The sequence below is a fragment of the Siphonobacter sp. SORGH_AS_0500 genome (assembly GCF_002838835.1).
GTDB lineage: Bacteria > Bacteroidota > Bacteroidia > Cytophagales > Spirosomataceae > Siphonobacter.
Genome location: NZ_NHPP01000020.1, coordinates 23,250 through 46,967, shown reverse-complemented (window position 1 = coordinate 46,967; position 23,718 = coordinate 23,250). Strand labels below are relative to the sequence as shown.

The following is a 23,718-nucleotide window of genomic DNA, read 5'->3' as shown; positions in this document are numbered from 1 at the left end:
CATATACTCACCTAACTAAATGTATTATGAAGACCTCCACCAGAAAAATCTTACTTAAAGCCAGCTTCATTTTAGTGTCCTTGTATGGATTAGGATGGGCGATTGAAAAAGTTCTTGATTTTGGTATCCGGCATAATTACGACTTCAAGCCGGCTATGGCTGCATCGGGTAATAATCCCTTTGATGTATTGGTAATTGGCCCTTCACGGGTGGATTACATGATGGATCCCAGCATTGTCGAAAAGAAAACCAATTTAAGCTGTTATGACTTTGGACTTAACGGTAATAACATTGAGCATCAGCTAGCCATGCTGAAATTGTGGTTACATTACAGTCCGAAACCCAAGTACGTTTTTCTGGAAGCGACACCCGAGTATCTGGCTACTCCCAAGCGGGGCTATTATGATTTCTCATTTGTGCCGTTTCTGGATGAAGTGATTGGACAATCGCTTCTGAAAGACAAGAATCAGAAAATTGTAGATACCAGATATATCCCTTTGCTGAAATACGCTCACTACAATTCAATTCTAGTGCCTGAAGCTATGGTTGGCTTGGGTCTTTGGCTGAGTGGTGGGGGAAGAGAATGGCAGGCCCAGAACGGATACATCCGCACACCCTATACTAAATTTGACCATACCTTTGATGAAATAAAAAGTCATAATCCTAAAGGTTATGCTCTAAAGGTATCAGGAAAACAACTACAAGCTTATCGGGAGTTTATTAATCTGGCTAAGTCCGAAGGGATTGAACTCATTGTTTATGAAGCTCCTTTGTTAAAAGAGTATACGGATTTACACACCAACCGCTCTCAACTGCTTTCTAAACTGGACGCATTATGCCAGGAAGCAAACGTGCCTTATTGGAAATTTGATGATCATCCCATTGCCCAAAGCAGAGCCTATTTCTTCAATGCCAATCACCTGAATCAGGCAGGTACGGAGCTGTTTAGTAATTTGCTGGCTAATCGAATGTTGGAATGTGGTTTAACCGAAAAAACCAGCTTTGCTTTTCGAAATAATCAAAAAGAGACTACGGAAATACACTAATCTTTTAGTATACATCAAATGCTGAACGTAGTAACCAATGAGCGCGAAATCTAGTATTTCGCCGGGCTCATTGGTTTATGTTTTCCGTTTCTTTTTTCGGGCGGAAGGGAAAAGCACATTATTCAAAATCAATCGGTAACCGGGCGAATTGGGATGAAGGTTTAAATCGGTAGGCATGCGATGGAAACCGCGTTGCCCTTCCGGGTCGTGCCCGCTGTAAAAAGTAAACTGGCCTTTGCCTAACTCTCCATAGACGTAACGATACGTTGACTGGCTCTGCCCCAAAACCAGCACTCCCGGCTTGAGCGTTTTTTTGTTAAAAGCACTGGTTTGACCGAAAAACTCCCGAATGGTAGATTCATGATTCTGGACCAGTAGGGAAGGGATAACATCCCATTTCGCCGAAAAATCGAAAAGCGAAAAATAGGTCTCATCACCCCAGCCGTATCCCGATGAGGCATTAATGCTGGAGAAAGACATGCCGGGAAAATCTTCATCTGAAACCTCCAGTTCAAAATCCTGAAAGGCAATGGTTTTGCTGAAATCCAGTTTTTGCTGAGCTTTAGGGTCCACGCCATCACCGTCGAAAACGCTGGGGACAATATCCAGACCTTCAGCGGCCAGGGCCACATCCAGCGATTCGGTTCCAGAGCACATCGCAAAAAGGTAACCTCCACCCGCACAGAATTCTTTAATCGTACGGGCCACTTCGAGTTTCAATTGCGATACTTTTTTGAAGTGATACTTCTCTGCAATGGCTTTCTGAGCTTCCAGATCAGCCGCACTCATGCGACGGCGATTGCGACCAAATTGGCCCGTAAAGTCCTCGTGGTGCAGATGAAGCCAATCGTAGAGGTGTAAATCGCCCTTTAGAATTTCTTCGTCGTACACCACTTCATAGGGGATTTCAGCGTAATTCAGCACCAGCAGTACCGCATCGGTATCTTCAAAACTGGCCTTACTGACCTTAATCGGGCTATAAACCACTATTTTTGCAGCTTTGTATAACTTGACCACGTCCATGTTCACGTCCGGATTCGTTATAGACTGAATCATGGACTGTTCTACTGACTCCGTAACGACTTCGTAGGAAACACTTCGTAGTTTGCATTCCAGTTCCAGTTCTGAGGTGTATTTCATCAGAAAACTACCGCCCCGATAATTCACCAGCCAGTCAACTTCGCGGTCGGCTTTCAACTCCCGATACGCCAGACCGTACGCTTTGAGGTGATTGGTTTGCTGAACATCCATTGGAATCAGGATAGAATTGGCCAGAAGCGAAGGGCTTAGCAATACCAGTAACGAAAAGAAAGTCCACATTTTACCCATAAGCGTAGCAGTTTCGAAATGGATATAGATCTGAAAATGGACAGGTAAGCGGGAGAGTATCTGTAAGTTACAGAATTATAAAGGAATATAGAAGTTTAGGTACGTTTGAATGAAAAGAAAAAAACAAACGAACGCAAAGACTTCATAAACGGTTTGGAACATTCTCCTAGAAAGAACCAATTTAGTATTTTATACTTAAAAATCAGTCTGATTGCTATTACATGGAACAACTCAATCCCCTGGAGTTAGCCACCGAGTTTATACACTTTACGAATAAAAACGTTTTTCTGACGGGCAAAGCCGGTACCGGGAAAACTACGTTTCTGCATAACCTTAAAAAGAATTTACTAAAGCGAATGGTAGTGGTTGCTCCGACAGGGGTTGCTGCGATAAATGCGGGTGGTGTGACCATTCACTCTTTCTTCCAGTTACCTTTTACGCCTTACATTCCCGATGGGAAAAATCAGCGGCAAACGGGATTTACCAAAGAGCGGATTAATCTGATTAAAAGTCTGGATGTGCTGGTGATTGACGAAATCAGCATGGTGCGGGCAGATGTACTGGATGGGATCGATGAAGTACTGCGAAAGTATAAAAACCGGAGCCTTCCGTTCGGCGGAACCCAATTGGTAATGATTGGGGATTTACATCAGTTATCTCCGGTAATCAGTGACGAGGAATGGGAGTTATTGCGACCCCATTATCAGACAATTTATTTCTTTGGTAGCAAAGCTTTACAGAAGACCCATCCCGTTCGGATTGAGTTAACGCATATCTATCGTCAGTCGGAACCCGTTTTTGTAGAGTTATTGAATCAGGTTCGGGAAAATCGACTGAATCGTGAAAGTTTAGATCTTTTAAATCAGCGGTATATCCCGGATTTTAAACCTGCCGACGAGGAAGGTTACATCACCTTATCGACTCATAATGCTTCCGCTCAGAAGATTAATAGAACGAAACTGGATGAATTGCAGGGTTCATTAAAAACCTTTGATGCGGAGATAAAAGATGAATTTCCGAATGCGTATCCTACGGAGTTGAAGCTAGGCTTGAAGATCAATGCTCAGGTCATGTTTGTGAAGAATGATTCCTCCCGGGATAAGTTATACTTCAACGGAAAAATCGGTAAAGTAACCCGCATCGTTGACAACATTATTTACGTCAAAGGCAAGGACGATTACGCCGAAATTGCCGTAGAACCTGTCGAGTGGACGAACGTAAAATACGTTTTGAACGAAAAAACCAAGGAGATCGAAGAACAGATCATTGGTACGTTTACCCAATACCCTCTCAAGCTGGCCTGGGCTATTACTATTCATAAAAGTCAGGGTTTAACCTTCGAAAAAGCCATCATTGATGCAAATTTATCCTTCGCTCATGGTCAGGTGTATGTGGCTTTGAGTCGCTGCAAAAGTTTGGAAGGCATGGTCTTAAGTAGCCCCATTAGCAGTCGAAGCGTACGGACGGATGGGGTAGTTTCGGCTTACAGTCGGCAGGCGGAAAAAGATAAACCAACGGCTCAGCAGTTGTTAACGGAGAAGATTAGTTTTCAGGAAAAGGTAATAAAAGAGCTGTTCACATTCAACGAATTAATCTACGCGTATCAGTCTTTGAAGGCTTTAACCACTGAAATCTGGTTTGATGCCGCTGTAGTTCAGCAGATGGGGCAGACGATGATTGAAATACAGGAGGTATCCGAAAAATTCATTCGTCAGTTAATCACTTTGTTCTCTAAAAAAACGAACCTGCCGGAAGAAGAACCTGCGGTTATTGAACGGGTTCAGAAAGCGTCTACTTATTTCTTCGATAAATTGGAGACGGGGTTATTTCTGGAAAGCCAAAAGCTGGAGGTGAAAACGGATAATCAGTCCATTAAGAAGACCTTTCATGAAGCCCTGGAAAAATTACAACGCCTTTTATTTATCAAGAAAAAGATGTTGGAATCCGGCATGGGTAACCTTCAGATCAATGAATTATTGAAGATTAAGGCTAATGCTGACATTGAATTCAAAGGAATGATTCAATTACCGAAAGGGAAGGAGGCAGTGAAAGGCTATACCCATCAAGCCTTATACTATCAGCTTAAAGAATGGCGGGATAATAAAGCGTATGAAAAAGACGTGATGGAGTTTCAAATCCTGGCTCATAAATCATTGACTGATATTACTGAACAGTTGCCGGTAACTTTGGAAGAGTTAGGTAAAATAAAAGGCATTGGAAAGGCTAAGGTGAAAGAGTTTGGGGAGGAAATTATTACGATTATTCAAGAATATTGTGTTAAAAATGAGATCGTTAAAGAAACGGCTACAGCCGAAAAGGTAAATCCGAAAGCAGAAGTTTTGCGTTATTATCGGGATGGAATCAATACCGAAGCGATAGCCACTGCCCTAAGTCTTGAGGTAGAAACCGTTGAAGACTATCTGATCGAATACATTGGCACGGGCAAACTGGATATCTATGATGTATTTAGCCGCCGGAACATTACCCTCATTTTGGAGTATGTAACCGAAACGAATCAGCGATCATTAAAGAAGATTCAAAAGGCATTGGGCGGTACGGTAACGATGGCGGAAATTAAGGGCGTATTAACCCATCTGGAGCATACTGCTGCCTAAAAGTCAAGTTTCTCTTTTGAAGGAATACTTTCACGTCCGCTTAAGATTCATCAGAGGGACACGGTTCTCCCCTTAAAATTGCCTACTTTTGCGGCTCGAAAACCGTTATCTCTTTCCGAAGAGGTAACCGTCAACTGATAACTGAACAAATGGAGTACGCTTTTCGCGATATCGAGAAAAAATGGCAGGAATTCTGGGAGAAAAACCAGACTTACCGCGTTGAAGATCAAACCGACAAACCCAAGTATTACGTTCTGGATATGTTCCCGTATCCTTCTGGGGCTGGCTTACACGTAGGTCACCCGCTGGGATACATCGCCAGTGATATTTTCAGCCGTTACAAGCGGATGAAAGGATATAACGTGCTGCATCCGATGGGTTTTGACAGCTTTGGCCTTCCCGCCGAGCAGTACGCCATTCAGACGGGGCAACATCCTGCCATTACGACTGAACAGAATATTAACCGATACATTGAGCAATTGAAAAACGTAGGTTTCAGCTTTGACTGGAGCCGGGAAGTTCGCACGTCCAATGCTGATTATTACAAATGGACGCAGTGGATTTTCATGCAGTTGTTCAATCACTATTACGATAAAGACGCGGACAAAGCTTTACCTATTTCTTCGCTGACAAAGGCGTTTGCCGAAGGAGGTTCGAAAGCGGTGAATGCCGTTTGCGACGAAGACGTACCAACGTTTACGGCGGAAGAATGGAATGCCAAAAGCGAAACGGAGCAATACGAAATCACTCTGAAATATCGCCTGACGTATTTGGCGGATGCCGTGGTAAACTGGTGCCCAGCCTTAGGAACCGTTCTGGCCAATGATGAAGTAAAAGACGGTGTTTCGGAACGGGGTGGTTATCCCGTCGAGAAGAAGCTGATGCGTCAATGGATGATGCGAATTACAGCGTATGCCAACCGCCTGATTGATGGATTGGAAACCATCGATTGGTCGGAGTCTATCAAAGAACAGCAGCGGAACTGGATTGGACGTTCGTACGGAGCCAGTGTGAAGTTTCAGGTGGAAGGCAAAGATCAGACCATCGAAGTATTCACCACTCGCGTAGATACAATTTATGGCGTAAGCTTCATGGTAATCGCTCCCGAGCATGAATTAGTGCCTGAGCTGACTACTCCTGAGCAAAAAGAAGCCGTCGAAGAATATGTAAATGCGACCAAACGCCGTTCCGAACTGGATCGGATGATGGAAGTGAAGAAGGTTTCTGGGGTATTTACGGGTAGCTACGTTGTTAATCCATTTAACGAAGAGAAAGTCCCTATTTATCTGGCCGATTACGTATTGGCAGGCTATGGAACGGGAGCCGTCATGGGCGTTCCTTCCGGCGATCAGCGGGACTGGAATTTCGCGACCCATTTTGGCTTACCGATTATACCGATTCTGGATGCTCAGAAAGGGATCGGTGAGCAGGCTGATGCTACAAAAGAGGGATCCTATATTAATTCCGGTATCATTAACGGCATGGGATATAAGGAAGCTACGGCAACCTTAATCGCATGGCTGGAAGAACGGGGATTAGGTAAAGGCAAAACCAATTACCGAATGCGTGACGCCGTGTTTAGTCGGCAGCGGTATTGGGGGGAACCGGTTCCGGTTTACTTCAAGGACGGATTGCCTTATCTGTTGGACGAAAATGACCTGCCGCTGGAGTTACCCGCGGTTGACAAATACCTGCCTACCGAAACGGGTGAGCCGCCACTGGGCCGTGCTACTGATTGGAAGTATAAGGGTGAATACGAATATGAATTAAGCACCATGCCCGGTTGGGCGGGTTCGTCCTGGTATTGGTTCCGGTATATGGATCCGAAAAACGAGAACGAACTGGCGTCGAAAGAAGCGATTCAATACTGGAAAGGGGTTGATTTATACGTGGGAGGTTCGGAACATGCCACGGGCCACTTGCTATACTCTCGTTTCTGGAACAAATTCCTGAAAGATATTGGCGTAGCCGAGCAGGAAGAATTTGCGAAGAAACTGGTGAATCAGGGCATGATTCAGGGTCGCTCGAATTTTGTGTATCGGGTGAAAGAATCAAATCCGGTAACGTTTGTGAGTGCGGGCCTGAAAAATCAGTACGAAGTAACGCCATTGCACGTAGACGTAAATATCGTAGATCAGGATGTGCTGGACATTGAGAAATTCAAGTCTTCACGTACGGATGTTCCCGCCGATGCCGTGTTTATCCTGGAAGATGGCAAATACGTGTGTGGCTGGGAAGTTGAAAAGATGTCAAAGTCGAAGTTCAACGTAGTAAACCCGGATGACATCGTTGAGAAATACGGTGCTGATACCTTACGTCTGTACGAAATGTTCCTGGGCCCGCTGACGGATTCCAAACCCTGGAATACCAACGGAATCAGTGGAACGTTCAATTTCCTGCGTAAACTTTGGCGTTTATTCTACGAAGATCAGACGGGTAAATATCTGGTTACGGAAGACCAGCCTACGGCGGAAGAACTCAAGGTTTTACACAAGGCCATTAAGAAAGTAGGAGAGGACATTGAAGTACTTTCATTCAATACGTCAGTTCCGGCTTTCATGGTACTTGCCAATGAGTTAACCACGCTGAAATGCCACAAAAAAGCTATTCTGGCTGACTTTGTACGCATTCTGGCTCCTTTTGCTCCGCACATTAGTGAAGAGTTATGGGCGGCTTTAGGTAATGAACCCGGAACGGTAACTACGCAAAGTTTCCCTGAATTCAATGCTTCGTATCTGGTAGAGAATTCCTTTGAATATCCCGTTCAGATTAATGGTAAAGTAAGAACAACCTTAACGTTCCCCGCTGACGCGAATCCGAAAGAGATTGAAGCTGAGGTATTAGCGAATGAAACGGTGATCAGATGGCTCGAAGGGAAGACTCCGAAAAAGGTAGTCGTTGTACCAAAGCGAATCGTTAACGTCGTGATCTAGTATCCTGTACTATCCCGAAATTAAATATTTTTTATTTCAGAACTAAGAGTAATACCCAAGCCGGATCGTCTCTTCAAAAGCAAGAGGCCTTCCGGCTTTAGTGTTTAAGTTGAAATGTTTAATGGTTAGGCAGAAAGACCTCGGTAATGCTGAGGTTTTTTGTTTGTATGGGTTTTGAGTTTTGAGCGGCCGCCGCTGCGGTTTTGAGTTTTCAGTTTTGAGTTTTGAGTTTTGAGTTTTGAGTTTTGAGTTTTGAGTTTTCAGTTTTCAGTTTTCAGTTTTCAGTTTTCAGTTTTCAGTTTTCAGTTTTCAGTTTTCAGTTTAGAAAGGGAAAACCCATAAAGGTAGGTAAGACGTTTGGAAATGGGAATAATAACCCCAGCGGGGTTCAATATGGGTAGCCCCGGTCTGGATGGACCCAGGCTGGATAGCCCCGGATGCTAATCCGGGGTTTCTGTTTGATTTTCCCACCCTGCTGGTGTCCTCACCAGCCATCAATATAAAAAGCATAGTGTTTGGTGAGGACACCAACCAGGGCGGATGGCTGTCAATCCGAAAAGATACAATCAAGCATTTCAAGTAGAGACGCGATGAAATCGCGTCTAGGTAAGAGGCGGTCAGCGTTACTTTAGGGATTATAAATCCCTTACAGATGGCTTTCGGATTGTAGATTCAAAAGAGTGTATACAAAAAGAGAAGCCCTTTCCTGAATCATTCAGGAAAGGGCTTCTCTTTTTAACTCAAAACCCTAAACTCAAAACTCACGATGCTTACGCACTCAGTTGAGATTCCCGGTGAATAATGGCTTCACGGTCAGGGCCTGTAGAGATAAAGCTAATGGGTAATTTTAAATCCTCTTCCAGGAAGCTGATGTACGCTGAAAGTTCGGCGGGTAACTCATCGTAGCAGTGGTAACTGCTCAGATCCGTTTGCCAGCCTTTAAAGGTTTTGTAAACGGGCGTTACTTCAATGTCGTTCAAATCATGAGGAATCTGTTCAGTTACCGTGCCGTCAGGCAATTGGTAATGCGTACAAACCTTGATTTCGTCGAAAATATTCAATACGTCTACTTTCATCATGATCAATTGCGTAACCCCGTTGATCATCATGGCGTACTTGAGGGCAGGTAAATCCAGCCAGCCCGTCCGGCGGGAACGACCCGTAGTAGCTCCAAACTCACGGCCTTCCTGACGGATGCGTTCGCCTACTTCGTCGTTCAATTCCGTAGGGAATGGACCACTTCCTACGCGAGTACAGTAAGCTTTAAAGATTCCGTATACTTCGCCTACATTTTTAGGAGCAACACCCAAGCCGGTGCAAACCCCAGCAGTCGTTGTCGTAGAGCTCGTTACAAAAGGATACGAACCAAAATCAATATCTAATAGAGAACCCTGAGCCCCTTCCGCCAGAATGGTCTTACCTTCAGAGATGGCCTGATTAATGACGTATTCTGTTTCTTCCAGTTTAAATTGCTTCAAGAATTCGATGGAGTCAAAGAATTGCTGTTCGGCTTCTGCAAGATCGTATTCAAAATTATAGAAGCCCAGAATCATTTTATGCGTGTCTACCAGGCGGTTGTATTTCTCCTGAAAGTTTGGCGAAAGCACGTCACCCACGCGTAGACCCTGACGAGATACTTTGTCCGTATAAGTAGGACCAATGCCACGCAGAGTTGAACCAATTTTAGAGTCACCCTTCGCTTTTTCGTAAGCCGCGTCCAACAGGCGGTGCGAAGGAAGAATAATGGCGGTTTTTTTAGAAATCAGCAGGTTCTTGGTCAGATCCATACCGAACTTTTCGCTCAGACCTTCAATTTCTTTCTTGAATACGATAGGATCCAGTACCAGACCGTTTCCAATGATATTCAGAACTTCGGAACGGAACACACCCGAAGGAATCTGGTGCAATACGTGCTTCTTTCCTTCGAATTCCAGTGTGTGTCCAGCATTGGGACCTCCCTGAAAACGGGCTACTACCTGATATTGTGGAGCTAACACATCCACAATTTTCCCTTTGCCTTCGTCGCCCCATTGAAGGCCCAGCAATACGTCAACTTTCATTGTACAATTTGAAATTTAGAGAGTAAACACAAAAATCCGGCTTCGTTTGTGAAGCCGGATGTAGTGCTGACCCGTATTATTCGTTCGTTAGGGCGTAAGGCTGCCCTGTGAGCATTGATTTACGATTCTCGCAATTCTGCTTGGTACAAGACCCGTAGAAAATCAGGCTGTGGTGCATGATGTTCGATTGCATCATATCACCCACCATGTTCTGGATGTTCTGCACCCGAGGATCGCAGAATTCAGTTACGTGGTGACAGTCGGTGCAGATCAGGTGATCGTGCTGGCGACGGCCATATGATTTTTCGTACTGAGCCTGGTTTTTACCGAATTGGTGTTTGGTTACGAGGTTACATTCTACCAATACATCAAGGGTATTGTAGACGGTTGCCCTGGAAACCTGGTACTTTTTGTTCTTCATGGAAACGTAGAGTTCTTCTACGTCAAAATGGTCGTCGCGAGAATAAATCTCCTCCAGAATCGCAAAACGTTCGGGGGTTTTACGAAGACCTTTATTTTCCAGAAACGCGGTGAAGATCTGCCTCACCGTCGTAAAACTCGATTCGTTAAGAGGCATTGTTTTCAGAATAAAGTGCAAAGAAAGGGCATTTTGGGACTTTATCTCAGAGAATTGTCAACTCCTTAAGAATTTAGATTCATTATAGCCCTGTCCGTGGTAGTTTGGATGAATAATTCAGTAGTGAGGAGGTTAGAATAGCTGCTTAATTTTCAGAATATTCAAAACGCAAAACCTCGAATACGCCTTTTACTTTTTTCAATTTCGAAATCAGCGTATTCAAATGCTCGGTGTCGTGGACGTATAACTTAATTTTTCCGTCAAAAATTCCACCTTCGTTAGTATCCACAATAATTGACCGCATATTCACTTTGTGCTCTTTAGAAATGACCTTGGTCACATCATTTACCAGACCCACCCGATCGGTTCCCTTAATGCGAATACCCGCCAGAAAGGCTACTAACTGGCTTGACCATTTGGCTTTAATCACCCGGTTGCCATGGGTAGAAAGTAACTCACGGGCGTTTTTACAGGTAGTTTTATGAATTTTAATGCCTTCATTTACCGTTACAAAACCGAAAACTTCATCGCCGGGAATGGGGTGACAGCAGGCGGAAAGGGTATAGTCAAACTTATCCATATCCTCGCCGATCAACAGCATGTCGGAATCGGGCCGGTCGCCGTGTACCCGTTTTAATTCCTTAACAATGGTTTTGCTATCCTGAGCATCATTACTATTGTTAAGCACGTTTTTGGCTTCCAGAGCACGCTTGTGAGTATCACGGGCAATTTTCCAGCGTTTAATATCATCTGTATGCAGGTAGCCTTTCCCGAAACGGTAGAATAAATCATTCGGGTCGCGGGCGTTGAAGTAAGCCCGGAGCTGATTGGTTACGTCAAAGGATAAGTCAATACCCAGGTTTTTGAGCTTCTTGCTTACCATTTCCCGTCCTTCATTAACATGTTGACGGTTAATCTCCTTCAGGGCTTCTTTGATATTAGCCCGGGCTTTCGTCGTAATCACAAACTTCAGCCAATCCTCGCGGGGCGATTGCTTGGTTGAAGTTAAAATTTCTACCTGATCGCCATTTTTCAGGACATGACTAATCTCAACGAGTTTGCCATTGACCTTGGCTCCCAGACAGCGTGACCCAATTTGAGAGTGAATGGAATACGCAAAATCCAAAGCAGTCGAGCCGGCCTGCAATACTTTCAGGTCGCCTTTGGGAGTAAAGACAAAGACTTCATCCTGAAATAAATGGCCCCGGAAATCATTAATAAACTCGATGGCTGAGCTATCATTATGCTCCAGCACTTCCCGAACCTGATTCAGCCAGGCGTCGATGCCTTCGTTAACGTTAGTGTTGTTCCCCTTGTATTTCCAGTGAGCGGCGTACCCTTTTTCGGCAATTTCATCCATCCGACGGGAACGAACCTGCACTTCCACCCACTGACCAGAGCTACTCATGACGGTGGTATGCAAGGATTCATAACCGTTGGCCCGTGGATTAGAAATCCAGTCACGGAGACGCTCAGGGTTAGGACGATAATGATCCGTTACGATAGAATAAGCCCGCCAGCAAAGCGACTTTTCCTGATCAGGGGTAGAATCAATAATCACCCGAATGGCAAAAAGATCATAAATCTCTTCGAAGCTTTTGCCCTGATTTTTAATTTTATTCCAGATCGAGTGAATGGATTTGGGCCGTCCTTTGATAATAAAGGGAATGTTTTCACTGCGAAGATCTTTCTCAATGGGCCGAATAAATTCCCGAATGAATTGTTGTCGCCGGGTTTTGGTTGACTTCAGTTTTGCCGCGATTTCTTTATAAATCTTGGGCTCTGCATACTTCAGGTATAAATCTTCCAGCTCCGTTTTGATCGTATACAAACCCAGCCGGTGGGCGAGGGGAGCGTACAGATACGTAGTCTCAGAAGCAATTTTTAGCTGTTTATCCCGGCTCATCGAACTGAGTGTCCGCATATTATGCAAACGGTCGGCGAGCTTGATGAGGATTACCCGAACATCTTCTGAAAGGGTTAATAACAGCTTGCGGAAGTTTTCCGCCTGAGCCGAAGCTCCCTGTTCAAAAATCCCAGCAATTTTAGTTAAGCCATCAATGATCTTAGCCACTTTGTTCCCAAACATGGCTTCAATATCATCCAGTGTAATGTCGGTATCTTCCACCACATCGTGCATAAGAGCACAGATGATGGCCGTTGTTCCTAAGCCGATTTCTTCCACACAAATCTGAGCAACGGCAATGGGGTGGTAAATGTAAGGTTCCCCCGTTTTGCGTCGCATGTCCTTATGGGCGTCAGCGGCCAGCGTAAATGCCTTCTTGATTAATTTGGCATCATTGTCCTTCAAAAAAGGTTTAGCTGTCCGCAAAAGTTTGCGGTAGCGTTTCAGTATTTCCTGGCGTTCCGCCTCTAGGTCAATCGTAAGTTCCACAGTACTCATTAGCACCCTGTTATCAAATGGGATTGAAGAAGGGTTAAGTCTTTTATTACAAAGAAGAACAACTCTTCAGTTTTTGGGGATTAAGGTAGTGAAGTATTCTAACGGAGAAAACATCATAGAACTAATATATATAACAGAATGGTAACATTAGCGACTTGAAATAAAAATTATAAGAAAGTGTGAAAAGGTATTGACAAAGGTAAAATAAGAGCTTACCTTTGCGTTCCGAAATCAAAGGAAGGTCTGTTGCAGATTCGACTTTGAAACGGAAGATCCCAGGTTATACGGACGTGGCGGAATTGGTAGACGTGCTAGACTTAGGATCTAGTGTCGCAAGGCGTGGGGGTTCGAGTCCCCCCGTCCGTACGTAGAAAAAACCGATGCTGAGTGCAGCAGGTGATTTAGCCCTCAGAGTCCCTGATTCTGAGGGTTTTTTTAATTTTTAGTCCATTTGTATTCTTTAATTTCCGTATTCATTTCATATCTGACTTACGTTTAAGAGCAAATAGACTCAGATACGGATTTCGATTCTAGATCAACATGAACATTACGCTCGACAAAAGCAGCACTACCGAAGCTTCTCTGAAAATTGCGTTAACTCCCGCAGACTATCAGCCTCAGGTAGATAAGAAAATCAAAGAATATACGAAACAAGCGAACATCAAAGGATTCCGTCCTGGTAAAGTTCCTGCTTCGGTTATTCAGCGTTTATACGGAAAAAGCATCCTCGTAGATGAAGTGAACGAGACGCTTTCCAAAGCAGTAAATGATTACCTGCGTGAATCTAAGTTATTAGTAGTAGGTGATCCTATGCCCGACCGTGAGAAGGCTAACGGAATCGATTGGGATACGCAGAAAGAATTCGAATTTGTTTACAACTTAGGTCTGGCTTCTGATTTTGACATTGACTTTACGAAACTTCCTGAAGTTAATGCCTTTGAAATCCAGGCGGGTGAGAAAGAATACGAAGATACCTTGGCTGACCTGAAAAAACGTACGGGCGAACACGCTCACGTAGAAGAAGTAGCCGCTGGCGACCTCGTATACGGAACGTTCAAACAAGGGGAGTACACAGAGAAATCGGCCATCCCTACGGACAAATTGACGGAAGAAGCATTAGGTTGGTTCTTAGGTAAGAAAAAAGACGAAGTTCTGACATTCGATATTCAAAAATTATTCGCCGATGCGAATGGTCTGAAACTGGCGACGAGCCGTGAGGATCTTTCTGGTGAATTTGAGTTCACGATTGAAGACATTACCCGTAATCAGGAAGCTGAACTGAATCAGGAGTTTTTTGATAAAGTATTAGGCCCTGGAAAAGTCTCTTCCGAAGAGGAATTCAAAACGGAACTGACTAAGATTATTCAGGAAAACTACAAGCGTGAAGCAGAGTTCCTGTTACGTGACGACATTCAAAAAATGTTGTTGGAAAACGTTCAGATCGAACTGCCTAACGAATTCCTGAAGCAGTGGTTACTGGAAACAAATCAGGGTGAAATCACGGAAGAAGAAGTTGAGAAAGATTTCGACAAATTCGCTAGTGATCTTCGCTGGACGCTGATCCGTAACAAAGTTGCTGAAGCGGCTGATATCAAAGTAGAAGCAGAAGACGTAAATACGTACGCAGAAGCAATGGTTCGTCAGCAATTCGGTATCTACGGTGATGACAACGGAATGGGCGATGTAATCAAAAAAGTTGCTCAGAACTACCTCCAGGAAAACAAGGGTCAGAACTACATGAACGTGTTTAACCGCGTATACGGTGGCAAAACGATGGACTTCATCCTGACTCAGGTTAAAACCAATGCACAACCCATCGACGTAGAAAGCTTCAAAGCAAAGTCGGGTTTAGCTGAGTAAGCATTAGAAAGTTTGAGTATAGATTGAAAAGGTTTGAAGTTGGAACGTTAGGATACGTTACCACTTCAAACCTTTTTTCGTTACTGGGTTTGAGTATCGACTGAGTGTTTGATAAAAAATCGTTTGAGTATTAGAGCAGTTGCTAAATCTCGCCGTCATCCATACTTTCAAACAGCAAACGCATGTCAAACTTCCTCAAACTTATTTAAATCCAATGGGTTCGCGGCGGGTGGCAGCACCGATTCGGTAGAGCTCAGACAAAACACGTTCTTCAAATTTTTCCCTTAAGTATCGATTCTCCTGTTTTAGCTTTTCGTTTTCTATCCGAAGTTTCTCATTTTCCAGCAGAATTTTTTCGCTGGAATTTGGATTGAAAAAGACTTCTGTCTGGGTTCCTAGAATCTGTAATACCTGCTCCAGCCGACTGATCGTCAGTTCAGTTTTCCCTCGTTCCATATCTCCATAGGCCGTAGTTGAAATGTGTAATTCCTCGGCCATAGCTTCCTGGGAATAGCCTTTTTCAAGGCGAAGTGTCCGTATTTTTTCGTGAATTTTCATGGAGATCTCAAGTTATTCCGATGAATTACCGGAAATTTCAACGACAGATTGTTGCGGATGCTAGCAACTTTGTACCAGTTAAAAGATCGGACAGAATGTCAGAATTTCGGCCAGAAATCGTCTGTTTTTTCGCTGGATTTGTTTTTTTAGATTTCAGTGAACAGATTCGTACATTCCTGGTTCGGCAATATAAAGAATCAGAAACTAATTAATACAAACGCTAATTACATGTTGAACGCTGAAGAATTCCGTAAATACGCCGTACACCACCGTGGTCTGAATGGCTTATCTGTTGATCGTTACCTGCAACAAGTAGGAGGAGCAGCTAGCCATCACATTGAAAACATGACCCGTGCCGTGATCGAAGAGCGTCCCATGCCTTTCCGTGAAGTAGACGTATTTTCCCGCTTAATGGCCGACCGTATCATCTTTTTTGGAACGCCCGTAGACGATAGTATTGCTAACATTGTAGTAGCTCAGATGCTATTCCTCGAATCAGCTGATTCCAAGCGGGATATTATGATGTATATTAACTCGCCCGGTGGTTCTGTATACGCCGGTCTGGGTATTTATGACACCATGCAGTATATCCGTCCTGACGTAGCAACCATTTGTACGAGCTTAGCGGCTTCGATGGGAGCAGTATTACTGGCCGGTGGTGCAGCGGGCAAACGCTCGGCTCTTCCCCACGCCCGGGTAATGATTCACCAACCCAGTGGTGGTGCTCAGGGACAGTCGGTAGATATTGAAATCACGGCTCGCGAAATCGTGAAACTTCGGGATGAATTATACACGATCCTGGCGAACCATACCGGACAAACCAAGGAGCAAATCGAAGTTGATTCAGATCGTGATAAATGGTTCCGTGCTGACGAAGCGAAAGCCTATGGTTTAATTGATGAAGTACTACACCGTGAAAAATAGGTGAATACCCCTGGTAAACGAATCCCCCGGCTTCTCGAAGAGGTCGGGGGATTTTTATATCTTTGTGAAAAAAACAAATGAGTAGGAAATAAGTAGAATACTATAGACTTTATATAAAAGCCCTTAACCCACGCAAATTCTAGTTTATTTCAAACCCATGAGTTCCGTCCCCTTGAGCCCTTCAACGTTGAGTAATGCTGTCGTTCGTTATAACTCTATTCAAATGCTGAGGGGTTTAGCAGCCATCGCCGTTACTTTATATCATATTTCCGAAAACATCTCCCGTACCTATCAGCAGACCTTTCTTTTTGACTGGTTTAACATTGGTTATGCGGGCGTCGATCTGTTTTTTGTCATTAGCGGTTTCATCATTGCTCATACCAGTGCCAAATACATTAATCAGCCTCGTGAACTGGTTCCTTATCTTGAAAAAAGGTTCTATCGGGTATATCCCGTTTACTGGTTTTTCGTGGTGCCTTTATTATTGGCAATGCTCGCCATTCAAAAATTACAACCCGCGTTAGTGGCCGATGCTTATCCGTTTGACTGGATTAACTTAATAAAAACGTTGACTTTATATCCAGAACATATTGCACTGGATGCCGTTACCTGGACATTATCGCACGAAATATATTTCTATCTGTTATTTGCCTTATTACTAGTGTCCCGGCATTCTGCCTGGATTTTAGTAACTTTAACCCTGGGAACCATTGTTAATTCCTTTTACATCTTTTCCCACGGGTGGCTTTTTGGCAGTGGCATCGTCAGATTTTTTTTATTAAGTCCCATTAATTTGGAATTTCTTTTCGGAGTTTCGGTTTATTATCTCCACAAAAGATTCCGCTTGAATCAGTTTTGGTTAGTAATTTTGATTGGGCTTTTAGCAGCTTTTTATCTGGCACCCCGAACGGGAGGCGATATGACTCGCGTTTGGAATCTGGGTATACCTTCACTATTGATAGTTTGGGGATTTGTGGAAGCCGATCGTTCTCACGCGTATCGGGTTCCAAATTTGCTGATTCACCTGGGAGATGCTTCTTACGTGATTTATCTGATGCACTTCCCCGTCATTGTTTTTGCGAATAAATTACTTTTCAAGGCTGGCTTTTCTTCGGTTTGGGCTCTCGGAATGGCAGACATGGGTCTTATGTTACTAATTTTCTGGCTAAGCTGGAAAATCCACAAGAATGTAGAGATGCCCATTGTCAAATGGTCCAGAGGGAGTGCTAAACAGTCGGCAAAAAAATAGATAGTATCACCTGAGAAAGACATGCGAATGGATGCAAGTACGTGCTCGTTTTGTGGGCGAAAAAAGAAGGATGTAGATTTATTATTATCAGGAATGGACGCTCTGATTTGTAACTTCTGTATTGAGCAGGGGTTTGAATTGGTGCAGGAGGAACTGGGCGTTAAACAGCCCGTGAAGAAAAAAGAACCCCAACCAGCGTTTCAAATTCTAAAAGTACCCAAGCCGCAGGAAATCAAAAAGTTCATGGACCAGTACGTGATTGGTCAGGACGATGCCAAGAAAGTACTGAGTGTAGCCGTATATAACCATTACAAGCGTTTACAGCAACAGAAAACCAACGATGACATTTACATTGAGAAATCCAATGTCATCATGGTAGGAGAGACGGGTACGGGTAAGACGTACCTGGCTCGTACCATTGCTAAAATTCTTCAGGTGCCTTTCGCCGTAGCCGATGCCACAGTTATTACCGAAGCTGGTTACGTAGGCGAAGACGTGGAGAGCATTCTGAGCCGTTTACTTCAGGCTGCTGATTACGACGTTGAAGCAGCCGAACGCGGTATTGTCTACATTGATGAAATCGATAAAATTGCCCGTAAGTCGGATAACCCAAGCATTACCCGTGATGTATCTGGCGAAGGTGTTCAACAGGCTTTATTGAAGTTACTGGAAGGGTCAATCGTTAACGTTCCTCCTCAGGGTGGTCGCAAGCACCCCGAACAGAAACTGGTTCCGATTAATACCGAACACATTCTCTTTATTTGCGGTGGAGCTTTCGACGGCGTACAACGTCACATCTCGAAGCGTCTGAATACTCGCCCGATTGGATTCACAAAAGACGACAATACGTCTCGTTTGCTCGAATCTCAGCAATTACTGCGGATGGTTAACCACCAGGATTTGAAGTCTTATGGCCTGATTCCTGAATTGCTGGGACGTTTGCCAGTCATTACTTCGCTGGACCCATTGGACAAATTTACCCTTCGTAAAATTCTGACGGAGCCTAAAAACGCTTTGACGAAGCAATACGAAAAGCTCTTCAACATGGAGGGAATTCAGCTTCAGTTTGAAGACGACGTATTGGAATACATCGTTGATCAGGCCAATGAATACAAACTGGGAGCTCGGGGGCTGCGTTCCATCTGCGAAGCCATCATGACCGATGCCATGTTTGAATTACCCTCCGAAGAAGGCGTACAGGAATTCACGATTTCGCTGAATTATGCCCGTGAGAAATTCGAACGGTCGGCTTTCTTTATGATGAAGAAAGTTGCGTAATAGCTTCTACCGGGGTGTACTAACGATCCGTCTTTTGGAGTAATAAATTCCTCATATTGGGAAAGTCGATAAACAAAAATTCAGGTAGGTTAAAATGTAATGCTCTGGTTTCGACTAGGGCATTCGTTTTTTTAGGTCCGTGCCTGTATTTCCTGTATTAACTCTATTTAAATCAACTTTCCCTATGCGTAAAATCTTACTGTTATCGACTGTCGGGTCGATGTTATGGTTGACGTCCTGTAATCGCTCTGCAACGACAGGATTTCAAAAATCTACCGCTCCTTCTTACGAGCGTCAGGTAGCTGCAAAAACTACTACCCCTGCCACTTCAGAGGCGGTTGCCACGGAAGTAACGCCAGTGCAAACGCCAGAAACGCAGGCTCCAGTAGCGGTAGCGAAAACTACAGATCAACCCGCTTCTGCTGAAAAGCCTGTTACGTTACCTAAAGTTACTCCCGAAATGATTGCCAGTGCTTCTGAAAGACTGGTAACTCAGACGAAGGGTACTGCGTTCGAAAAACAAGCACTAGTAATTCAGAAGAAACTGGCTAAAATTCAGAAAAAAGCTAGTTCAGATAACCTGAATGCTGCTCAGAAAAGCGTAGTAGCTAATAAAATGATGACCAAATTGGTCACTAAGAAAGTGCAGAAGCAACTGGCTAAAGCGAAAAAAGCTAACAAAACAAACGCACTAAGCCAGAACGTTAAAGTGGGTTTGATTCTGTTATTAGTCGGCGTAATCTTCCTGATTATCCCAGTGAACGTTGTACAGATCATTGGTTTGATTATGATGGTTATTGGTGCAGTAATCCTGCTGATCGGTTTATTAGATAGCGTATAGGAATAACAGTCACACTTCATCAACGTACACCCGGGGAAAGAGCCTATCTTTTTTCGGGTGTATTTTTTTTACAACTTTCCGGAAATTTGTTCAAACCTATTAATAAGGAAAAGATATGATAACGCCACTCATTTTATTACACGGATACGGAGAAGATGCTAAAGTCTGGGACACCATCAAAGCGGCTTTCTGGCCTGCCACCAATGTACTAACCCCCAGTTATGCGTCCCGATCCGATTTAAAGACGATTGACGAATATGCCGATGTGGTGTATAAGGACCTACGCTCTCAGGGCGTGGAGCGGGGTGTGGTAATTGGTCATTCGATGGGGGGCTACATAGCCTTGGCTCTGGCCGAAAAACATCCCGAGTTTATAGAAGGACTAGGCTTGTTTCATTCTACGGCTTATGCGGATACGGAAGAAAAAAAAGCCAATCGCGACAAAAATGTAGCCGCAATTAAGGAAAAAGGACCCGCAGGTTTTCTTCAGGGATTTGTGAAAAATATGTACAGCGATGCATTTGCGGAGAATAACCCCGGTATTCTGGAAGAGCACATTACACACGTCTCTCAACTGCCACCAGAAGCCCTCATCGCCGGGATGCAGGCGATGAAAGACCGCCCGGATCGGCGGCAGGTGCTGGAGAAGGCGACGTATCCTGTGTTGTTTATTATTGGCATGAAAGACAAAGCCGTGAAGCCTGAGGAGGCCATGGAACAGGTGCAGTTAACGCCTAATAGCAGTCAGTTGATTTTGGAAAAAGCGGGTCACATGGGGATGACGGAAGAACCTGACGACTGTCTGGAAATCATTCAGTCTTTTTGGCAAAGAGTAGAACGTGAAGCTTCTTTGAAAGAAATATAGTTTGAAAATTGGATTTGAGCGTTTGATCCATCGGTTGAGTTAGTGAACAGCGAGGCTACTAGTTACCCTTCGCTATCACCCATTTAACCCAAATCAAACGCTCAAACGATGAATTATTAAGTTAATCGGGTAACACTTTCAGGATGATTAGCTGAGATTTCTGGCGATTTTCTGGCGTTTTATTCCGATCAAACTTGTTGAAATTATTATCCGAAATTAATACCAGCGTTCGGTTTCCGTTAACAATCGGACCCCAGGACATCCCTTCAATATTATCCAGATGAACACCGCCCCAGTTCACCTCTACCGGATTCTTTTCCAGTAGACTCGTTGACTGTGAATCTACGGTAGAGCCGTTTTTGGGAATGTAAGTCGTGAACAGACGAATGGAATAGTTACTTTGATCGCGTTCACCCGTCCAGCATCTTTCCAGAAATAATAACTGCCCATCCCGAGCCAGTAGCATTTCAGAAATGCCATTATCGGGATAACCACAAGCGTTCCGGTCCAGCGGATATAAGGCCCGAACCAAAGTATCCCCATGATTCAGTCCATATCCGGTTACCTGACAGTAAGGATTATTGGGTGTTTGGGGCCATTCGCTGGCTCCCCACAGAACCCGGTTGCTGTCCAGAGCCATGGCTTCAAAGCCTTTATTGTCTTCAAAATCCTGGTAGCTGGCCAGCGTATGAACGGTTGAGTCTTTCTTCAATTTCAGAAACTCCCCGTACGTTTTTCCAGCTCCTAATTCAGTAGTGAAATACAGCGAAGAATCTGCTTTGTCAAATCTAACCGACTCGGCACTATGGATTTTATTGAGTTTCCAGCGTTTGTAATTCCAGGTATTAAATAAGGAATCAAATTCAAACAAGTAACTCTGGCGAGTGGAATCGGCTCCATCCGTTACCAGATACCATTTCCCAAGTTTAGGGACGTATTCAATGCCCGACAAGCCCCCAAAATAGGGATCGTTCTGAAGAGTGGTGGAATCGCTGAGGTTATACCATTTCAATAATTCCAGCCGGAAATGTTGGGCCTCGGCTGCCAGAGCGGTGGTCCAGAGCAGAAAAAATAATCCTATCGTTTTCATAGCTAAGTAAGGTATGGCTCAAGAAAGATACGAAAAAAGCCCACCGTTAGGCGGGGCTTTCCCATGAAATCAAAAAGTAGTCTGAGCACGCGTCACTACTCAAAAAAGAATTAGAGACGAACGATCCAGTTGTGCGTATCTTCTACACGACCGTATTTGATATCGTCCAGATACGCTTTTACGCGATTAGCGAAACTATCAGCTTTAATTTCGGGAAGTTCGAAGTTTTTACCTTCGTAACCAATCGTCGAGATTGGCGAAACCACGGCTGCCGTACCCGCTCCAAAAGCCTCTTGCAGACGGCCATTTTCGAGGTTTTCGATTAACTCAGCGATAGAAACCTTACGTTCTTCCACTTCCATACCCCAATCTTTGGCGATCTGAACGATGGATTTACGGGTAATGCCGTCCAGAATACTGTCGCTTACGGCAGGCGTAACCAGTTTGCCGTCAATCACGAACATAAAGTTCATAGTTCCGGCTTCTTCCACGTATTTGTGCTCGGCACCATCCGTCCAGATCAACTGATCGTAGCCTTCTTCCTGAGCCAGTTTAGCGGGATAAAGCGAAGCCGCGTAGTTACCTGCACATTTGGCAGCACCCGTTCCGCCGGGAGCCGCCCGAACGTACTGCGTTTCTACTTTCACCTTGACGGGTTTCGAGTAGTAAGCTCCTACTGGACAGTTAAAAATGATGAAACGGTATTTTTTAGAAGGAGATACGCCAATGTACTCATCCGTAGCGAACATGAACGGACGGATGTACAGCGAGTAGTTATCGCGTTGGGGTACCCACTGAGAATCGAGCTTTAACAACTCATACAACCCAGCCAGAAAAATATCTTCTGGAATCTCGGCCATGCAAAGGCGATGAGCCGATCTGTTCAGGCGGGCCGCATTTTCCTGGGGACGGAAAATTAATACTTCGCCATCCGCTGATTTGTAGGCTTTCATGCCTTCAAAAATAGCCTGACCATAATGTAAGGGCATCAGGGCCGGAGAGAAAGCCATGTCGCCGTAAGGTACGATACGTAGATCGGTCCATTCTTTGCCATCAAAGTCCGCGACGAACATATGATCGGCAAAAGTGCGGCCAAAAACCAGTTGATCAAGATTTAACTCGCCAATCCGGCTTTGACTGGTCTGTTGGATGTCTATGGGCAGTGTGTCAATCATGGGGCAAAGAATTTACAAAATGAATGGGAATGCGTTATGTTTTGTTGCAGAATCGGTTTCGAAATTAGACTCTGGGAATCCACTTTACTTCTTCGACCTGTAATTCCTGAGCCATTTTTCGGGAAAGTACAAAAAAGTAATCGGATAATCGGTTTAAATATTGAATGATGATGTCCTCTACCTGAGCCTTCTCGCTGAGGAGAACCACCTGTCTTTCAGCCCTCCGGCAAACGGTTCGGGCCAAGTGAGCAAAAGAAACGGAAGGATGGCCGCCGGGTAGGACAAAATGACGCAGAGCGGGAAGTTCCTGTTCCATAGCGTCGATGGCGAGTTCAATTAACGTGACGTCTTCTCGCTGTAAGTCGGGTAGCGGTTTTCTGGAATGCCGTTCCGGGTCATCTGCCAGATGGGAGCCAATGGTAAAAAGCCGATCTTGAATCTCCTTTAAAAGAGAACGGCGGTTTTCATTCACCGACTGATCCCGAACCAGACCTACGTAACTGTTCAGTTCGTCTACAGTGCCGAACACCTCAATGCGTAAATCGGCCTTCGAAATACGACGACCGCTGATTAAAGAGGTAGTACCTGTGTCTCCGGTTTTGGTGTAAATCTTCATGCCTGACCTTCGCGTGCTATAGTAACTGCAAAACTAAAGGTTTTCGGCAAAGCCCGTCCGTAGAATTTAAAAATTAATTGTCTTGACAACTAATTTAATAACTAGCCCGATGTTCTTTGAAAATGAATGTTATAACACGGAATGAGGAAAATTTAGTGACCTATGAAGCCAGAAGCAAGGAATAAATGAAAGGTTTTCGGAAGTAATCACAATCTCAACGACGAGTTCGTCGTAACTTTGCGGCCCGAAACCACAGCCTGCCAATACGAGCAACAGGTAAAGTGGTCAGGAACATTGA

17 protein-coding genes and 1 tRNA gene are annotated in these 23,718 nt (G+C 44.3%); 10 read left to right on the top strand and 8 right to left on the bottom strand.

Features of this window, described 5'->3' with window-relative positions:
* Positions 1–26 precede the first annotated feature (26 nt).
* Positions 27–1,046: a hypothetical protein gene (locus BWI96_RS18780; protein ID WP_106638063.1), complete on the top strand. Its 1,020-nt coding sequence runs from the start codon at positions 27–29 to the stop codon at positions 1,044–1,046.
* A 75-nt stretch (positions 1,047–1,121) separates the two neighbouring features.
* Here BWI96_RS18780 and BWI96_RS18775 read toward each other — a convergent pair whose 3' ends face one another.
* Positions 1,122–2,375 carry an asparagine synthetase B gene (locus BWI96_RS18775; protein WP_106638062.1) on the bottom strand — a complete coding sequence of 418 codons (1,254 nt, stop codon included), beginning with the start codon at positions 2,373–2,375 and terminating at the stop codon, positions 1,122–1,124.
* Positions 2,376–2,596: 221 nt separating this feature from the next.
* Between BWI96_RS18775 and BWI96_RS18770 the strand changes: the two genes are divergently transcribed.
* Both BWI96_RS18770 and leuS read left to right on the top strand, forming a co-directional pair.
* Positions 2,597–4,990 (top strand): HRDC domain-containing protein, encoded by a 2,394-nt coding sequence (locus tag BWI96_RS18770; RefSeq protein ID WP_106638061.1) that lies wholly within the window; start codon positions 2,597–2,599, stop codon positions 4,988–4,990.
* A 149-nt stretch (positions 4,991–5,139) separates the two neighbouring features.
* The gene (gene leuS, locus BWI96_RS18765; RefSeq protein WP_106638060.1) at positions 5,140–7,923 is read left to right on the top strand and encodes a leucine--tRNA ligase; all 2,784 of its coding nucleotides are present in this window, start codon (positions 5,140–5,142) and stop codon (positions 7,921–7,923) included.
* A gap of 770 nt (positions 7,924–8,693) precedes the next feature.
* Here leuS and BWI96_RS18755 read toward each other — a convergent pair.
* From BWI96_RS18755 to BWI96_RS18745, 3 genes are all read right to left on the bottom strand, one after another.
* Positions 8,694–9,983, bottom strand: coding sequence for an adenylosuccinate synthase (locus BWI96_RS18755; RefSeq protein WP_106638059.1), 1,290 nt, complete (start codon positions 9,981–9,983; stop codon positions 8,694–8,696).
* 76 nt (positions 9,984–10,059) lie between these two features.
* Complete coding sequence (locus BWI96_RS18750; protein WP_106638058.1) at positions 10,060–10,560, bottom strand: Fur family transcriptional regulator; 501 nt, start codon at positions 10,558–10,560, stop codon at positions 10,060–10,062.
* A 145-nt stretch (positions 10,561–10,705) separates the two neighbouring features.
* Positions 10,706–12,964: a bifunctional (p)ppGpp synthetase/guanosine-3',5'-bis(diphosphate) 3'-pyrophosphohydrolase gene (locus BWI96_RS18745; protein ID WP_106638057.1), complete on the bottom strand. Its 2,259-nt coding sequence runs from the start codon at positions 12,962–12,964 to the stop codon at positions 10,706–10,708.
* Positions 12,965–13,248: 284 nt separating this feature from the next.
* On the opposite strand from BWI96_RS18745, the gene BWI96_RS18740 reads away from it, so the two are divergent.
* A tRNA-Leu gene (locus BWI96_RS18740) sits at positions 13,249–13,330 on the top strand.
* Positions 13,331–13,504: 174 nt separating this feature from the next.
* Positions 13,505–14,824 carry a trigger factor gene (gene tig, locus BWI96_RS18735; RefSeq protein WP_106638056.1) on the top strand — a complete coding sequence of 440 codons (1,320 nt, stop codon included), beginning with the start codon at positions 13,505–13,507 and terminating at the stop codon, positions 14,822–14,824.
* A 201-nt stretch (positions 14,825–15,025) separates the two neighbouring features.
* On the opposite strand, the gene BWI96_RS18730 is transcribed toward tig, so the two are convergent.
* A complete protein-coding gene (locus tag BWI96_RS18730) occupies positions 15,026–15,382 on the bottom strand; it encodes a helix-turn-helix domain-containing protein (RefSeq protein WP_106638055.1) in 357 nt (118 codons plus the stop codon).
* Between the two features lie 228 nt (positions 15,383–15,610).
* Between BWI96_RS18730 and BWI96_RS18725 the strand changes: the two genes are divergently transcribed.
* From BWI96_RS18725 to BWI96_RS18705, 5 genes are all read left to right on the top strand, one after another.
* Positions 15,611–16,306, top strand: a complete 696-nt coding sequence (locus tag BWI96_RS18725; RefSeq protein ID WP_106638054.1) for a ClpP family protease — start codon at positions 15,611–15,613, stop codon at positions 16,304–16,306.
* A 157-nt stretch (positions 16,307–16,463) separates the two neighbouring features.
* A complete protein-coding gene (locus BWI96_RS18720) occupies positions 16,464–17,555 on the top strand; it encodes an acyltransferase (RefSeq protein ID WP_106638053.1) in 1,092 nt (363 codons plus the stop codon).
* 27 nt (positions 17,556–17,582) lie between these two features.
* Positions 17,583–18,833, top strand: coding sequence for an ATP-dependent Clp protease ATP-binding subunit ClpX (gene clpX / locus BWI96_RS18715; RefSeq protein ID WP_106638052.1), 1,251 nt, complete (start codon positions 17,583–17,585; stop codon positions 18,831–18,833).
* Positions 18,834–19,017: 184 nt separating this feature from the next.
* Positions 19,018–19,674, top strand: coding sequence for a hypothetical protein (locus BWI96_RS18710; protein WP_157830437.1), 657 nt, complete (start codon positions 19,018–19,020; stop codon positions 19,672–19,674).
* Between the two features lie 115 nt (positions 19,675–19,789).
* Positions 19,790–20,539 (top strand): alpha/beta fold hydrolase, encoded by a 750-nt coding sequence (locus BWI96_RS18705; protein ID WP_106638050.1) that lies wholly within the window; start codon positions 19,790–19,792, stop codon positions 20,537–20,539.
* Positions 20,540–20,660: 121 nt separating this feature from the next.
* Here the strand turns inward: BWI96_RS18705 and BWI96_RS18700 are convergent, their stop codons facing one another.
* The 3 genes from BWI96_RS18700 to BWI96_RS18690 form a co-directional block, all read right to left on the bottom strand.
* The gene (locus tag BWI96_RS18700) at positions 20,661–21,629 is read right to left on the bottom strand and encodes an esterase-like activity of phytase family protein (protein ID WP_106638049.1); all 969 of its coding nucleotides are present in this window, start codon (positions 21,627–21,629) and stop codon (positions 20,661–20,663) included.
* Positions 21,630–21,739: 110 nt separating this feature from the next.
* On the bottom strand, positions 21,740–22,804 hold the full coding sequence (locus BWI96_RS18695) for a branched-chain amino acid aminotransferase (RefSeq protein WP_106638048.1): 1,065 nt from the start codon (positions 22,802–22,804) through the stop codon (positions 21,740–21,742).
* Between the two features lie 64 nt (positions 22,805–22,868).
* On the bottom strand, positions 22,869–23,420 hold the full coding sequence (locus tag BWI96_RS18690; protein WP_106638047.1) for a cob(I)yrinic acid a,c-diamide adenosyltransferase: 552 nt from the start codon (positions 23,418–23,420) through the stop codon (positions 22,869–22,871).
* Between the last annotated feature and the right edge of the window lie 298 nt (positions 23,421–23,718).

Coding starts and splice junctions, on each gene's coding strand:
- BWI96_RS18710 (WP_157830437.1), top strand. CDS start 19,018: ATGCGTAAAATCTTACTGTTATCGACTGTCGGGTCGATGTTATGGTTG.
- BWI96_RS18780 (WP_106638063.1), top strand. CDS start 27: ATGAAGACCTCCACCAGAAAAATCTTACTTAAAGCCAGCTTCATTTTA.
- BWI96_RS18695 (WP_106638048.1), bottom strand. CDS start 22,804: ATGATTGACACACTGCCCATAGACATCCAACAGACCAGTCAAAGCCGG.
- BWI96_RS18700 (WP_106638049.1), bottom strand. CDS start 21,629: ATGAAAACGATAGGATTATTTTTTCTGCTCTGGACCACCGCTCTGGCA.
- BWI96_RS18725 (WP_106638054.1), top strand. CDS start 15,611: ATGTTGAACGCTGAAGAATTCCGTAAATACGCCGTACACCACCGTGGT.
- BWI96_RS18730 (WP_106638055.1), bottom strand. CDS start 15,382: ATGAAAATTCACGAAAAAATACGGACACTTCGCCTTGAAAAAGGCTAT.
- BWI96_RS18720 (WP_106638053.1), top strand. CDS start 16,464: ATGAGTTCCGTCCCCTTGAGCCCTTCAACGTTGAGTAATGCTGTCGTT.
- BWI96_RS18775 (WP_106638062.1), bottom strand. CDS start 2,375: ATGGGTAAAATGTGGACTTTCTTTTCGTTACTGGTATTGCTAAGCCCT.
- BWI96_RS18755 (WP_106638059.1), bottom strand. CDS start 9,983: ATGAAAGTTGACGTATTGCTGGGCCTTCAATGGGGCGACGAAGGCAAA.
- BWI96_RS18745 (WP_106638057.1), bottom strand. CDS start 12,964: ATGAGTACTGTGGAACTTACGATTGACCTAGAGGCGGAACGCCAGGAA.
- clpX (WP_106638052.1), top strand. CDS start 17,583: ATGGATGCAAGTACGTGCTCGTTTTGTGGGCGAAAAAAGAAGGATGTA.
- BWI96_RS18770 (WP_106638061.1), top strand. CDS start 2,597: ATGGAACAACTCAATCCCCTGGAGTTAGCCACCGAGTTTATACACTTT.
- BWI96_RS18705 (WP_106638050.1), top strand. CDS start 19,790: ATGATAACGCCACTCATTTTATTACACGGATACGGAGAAGATGCTAAA.
- tig (WP_106638056.1), top strand. CDS start 13,505: ATGAACATTACGCTCGACAAAAGCAGCACTACCGAAGCTTCTCTGAAA.
- leuS (WP_106638060.1), top strand. CDS start 5,140: ATGGAGTACGCTTTTCGCGATATCGAGAAAAAATGGCAGGAATTCTGG.
- BWI96_RS18750 (WP_106638058.1), bottom strand. CDS start 10,560: ATGCCTCTTAACGAATCGAGTTTTACGACGGTGAGGCAGATCTTCACC.
- BWI96_RS18690 (WP_106638047.1), bottom strand. CDS start 23,420: ATGAAGATTTACACCAAAACCGGAGACACAGGTACTACCTCTTTAATC.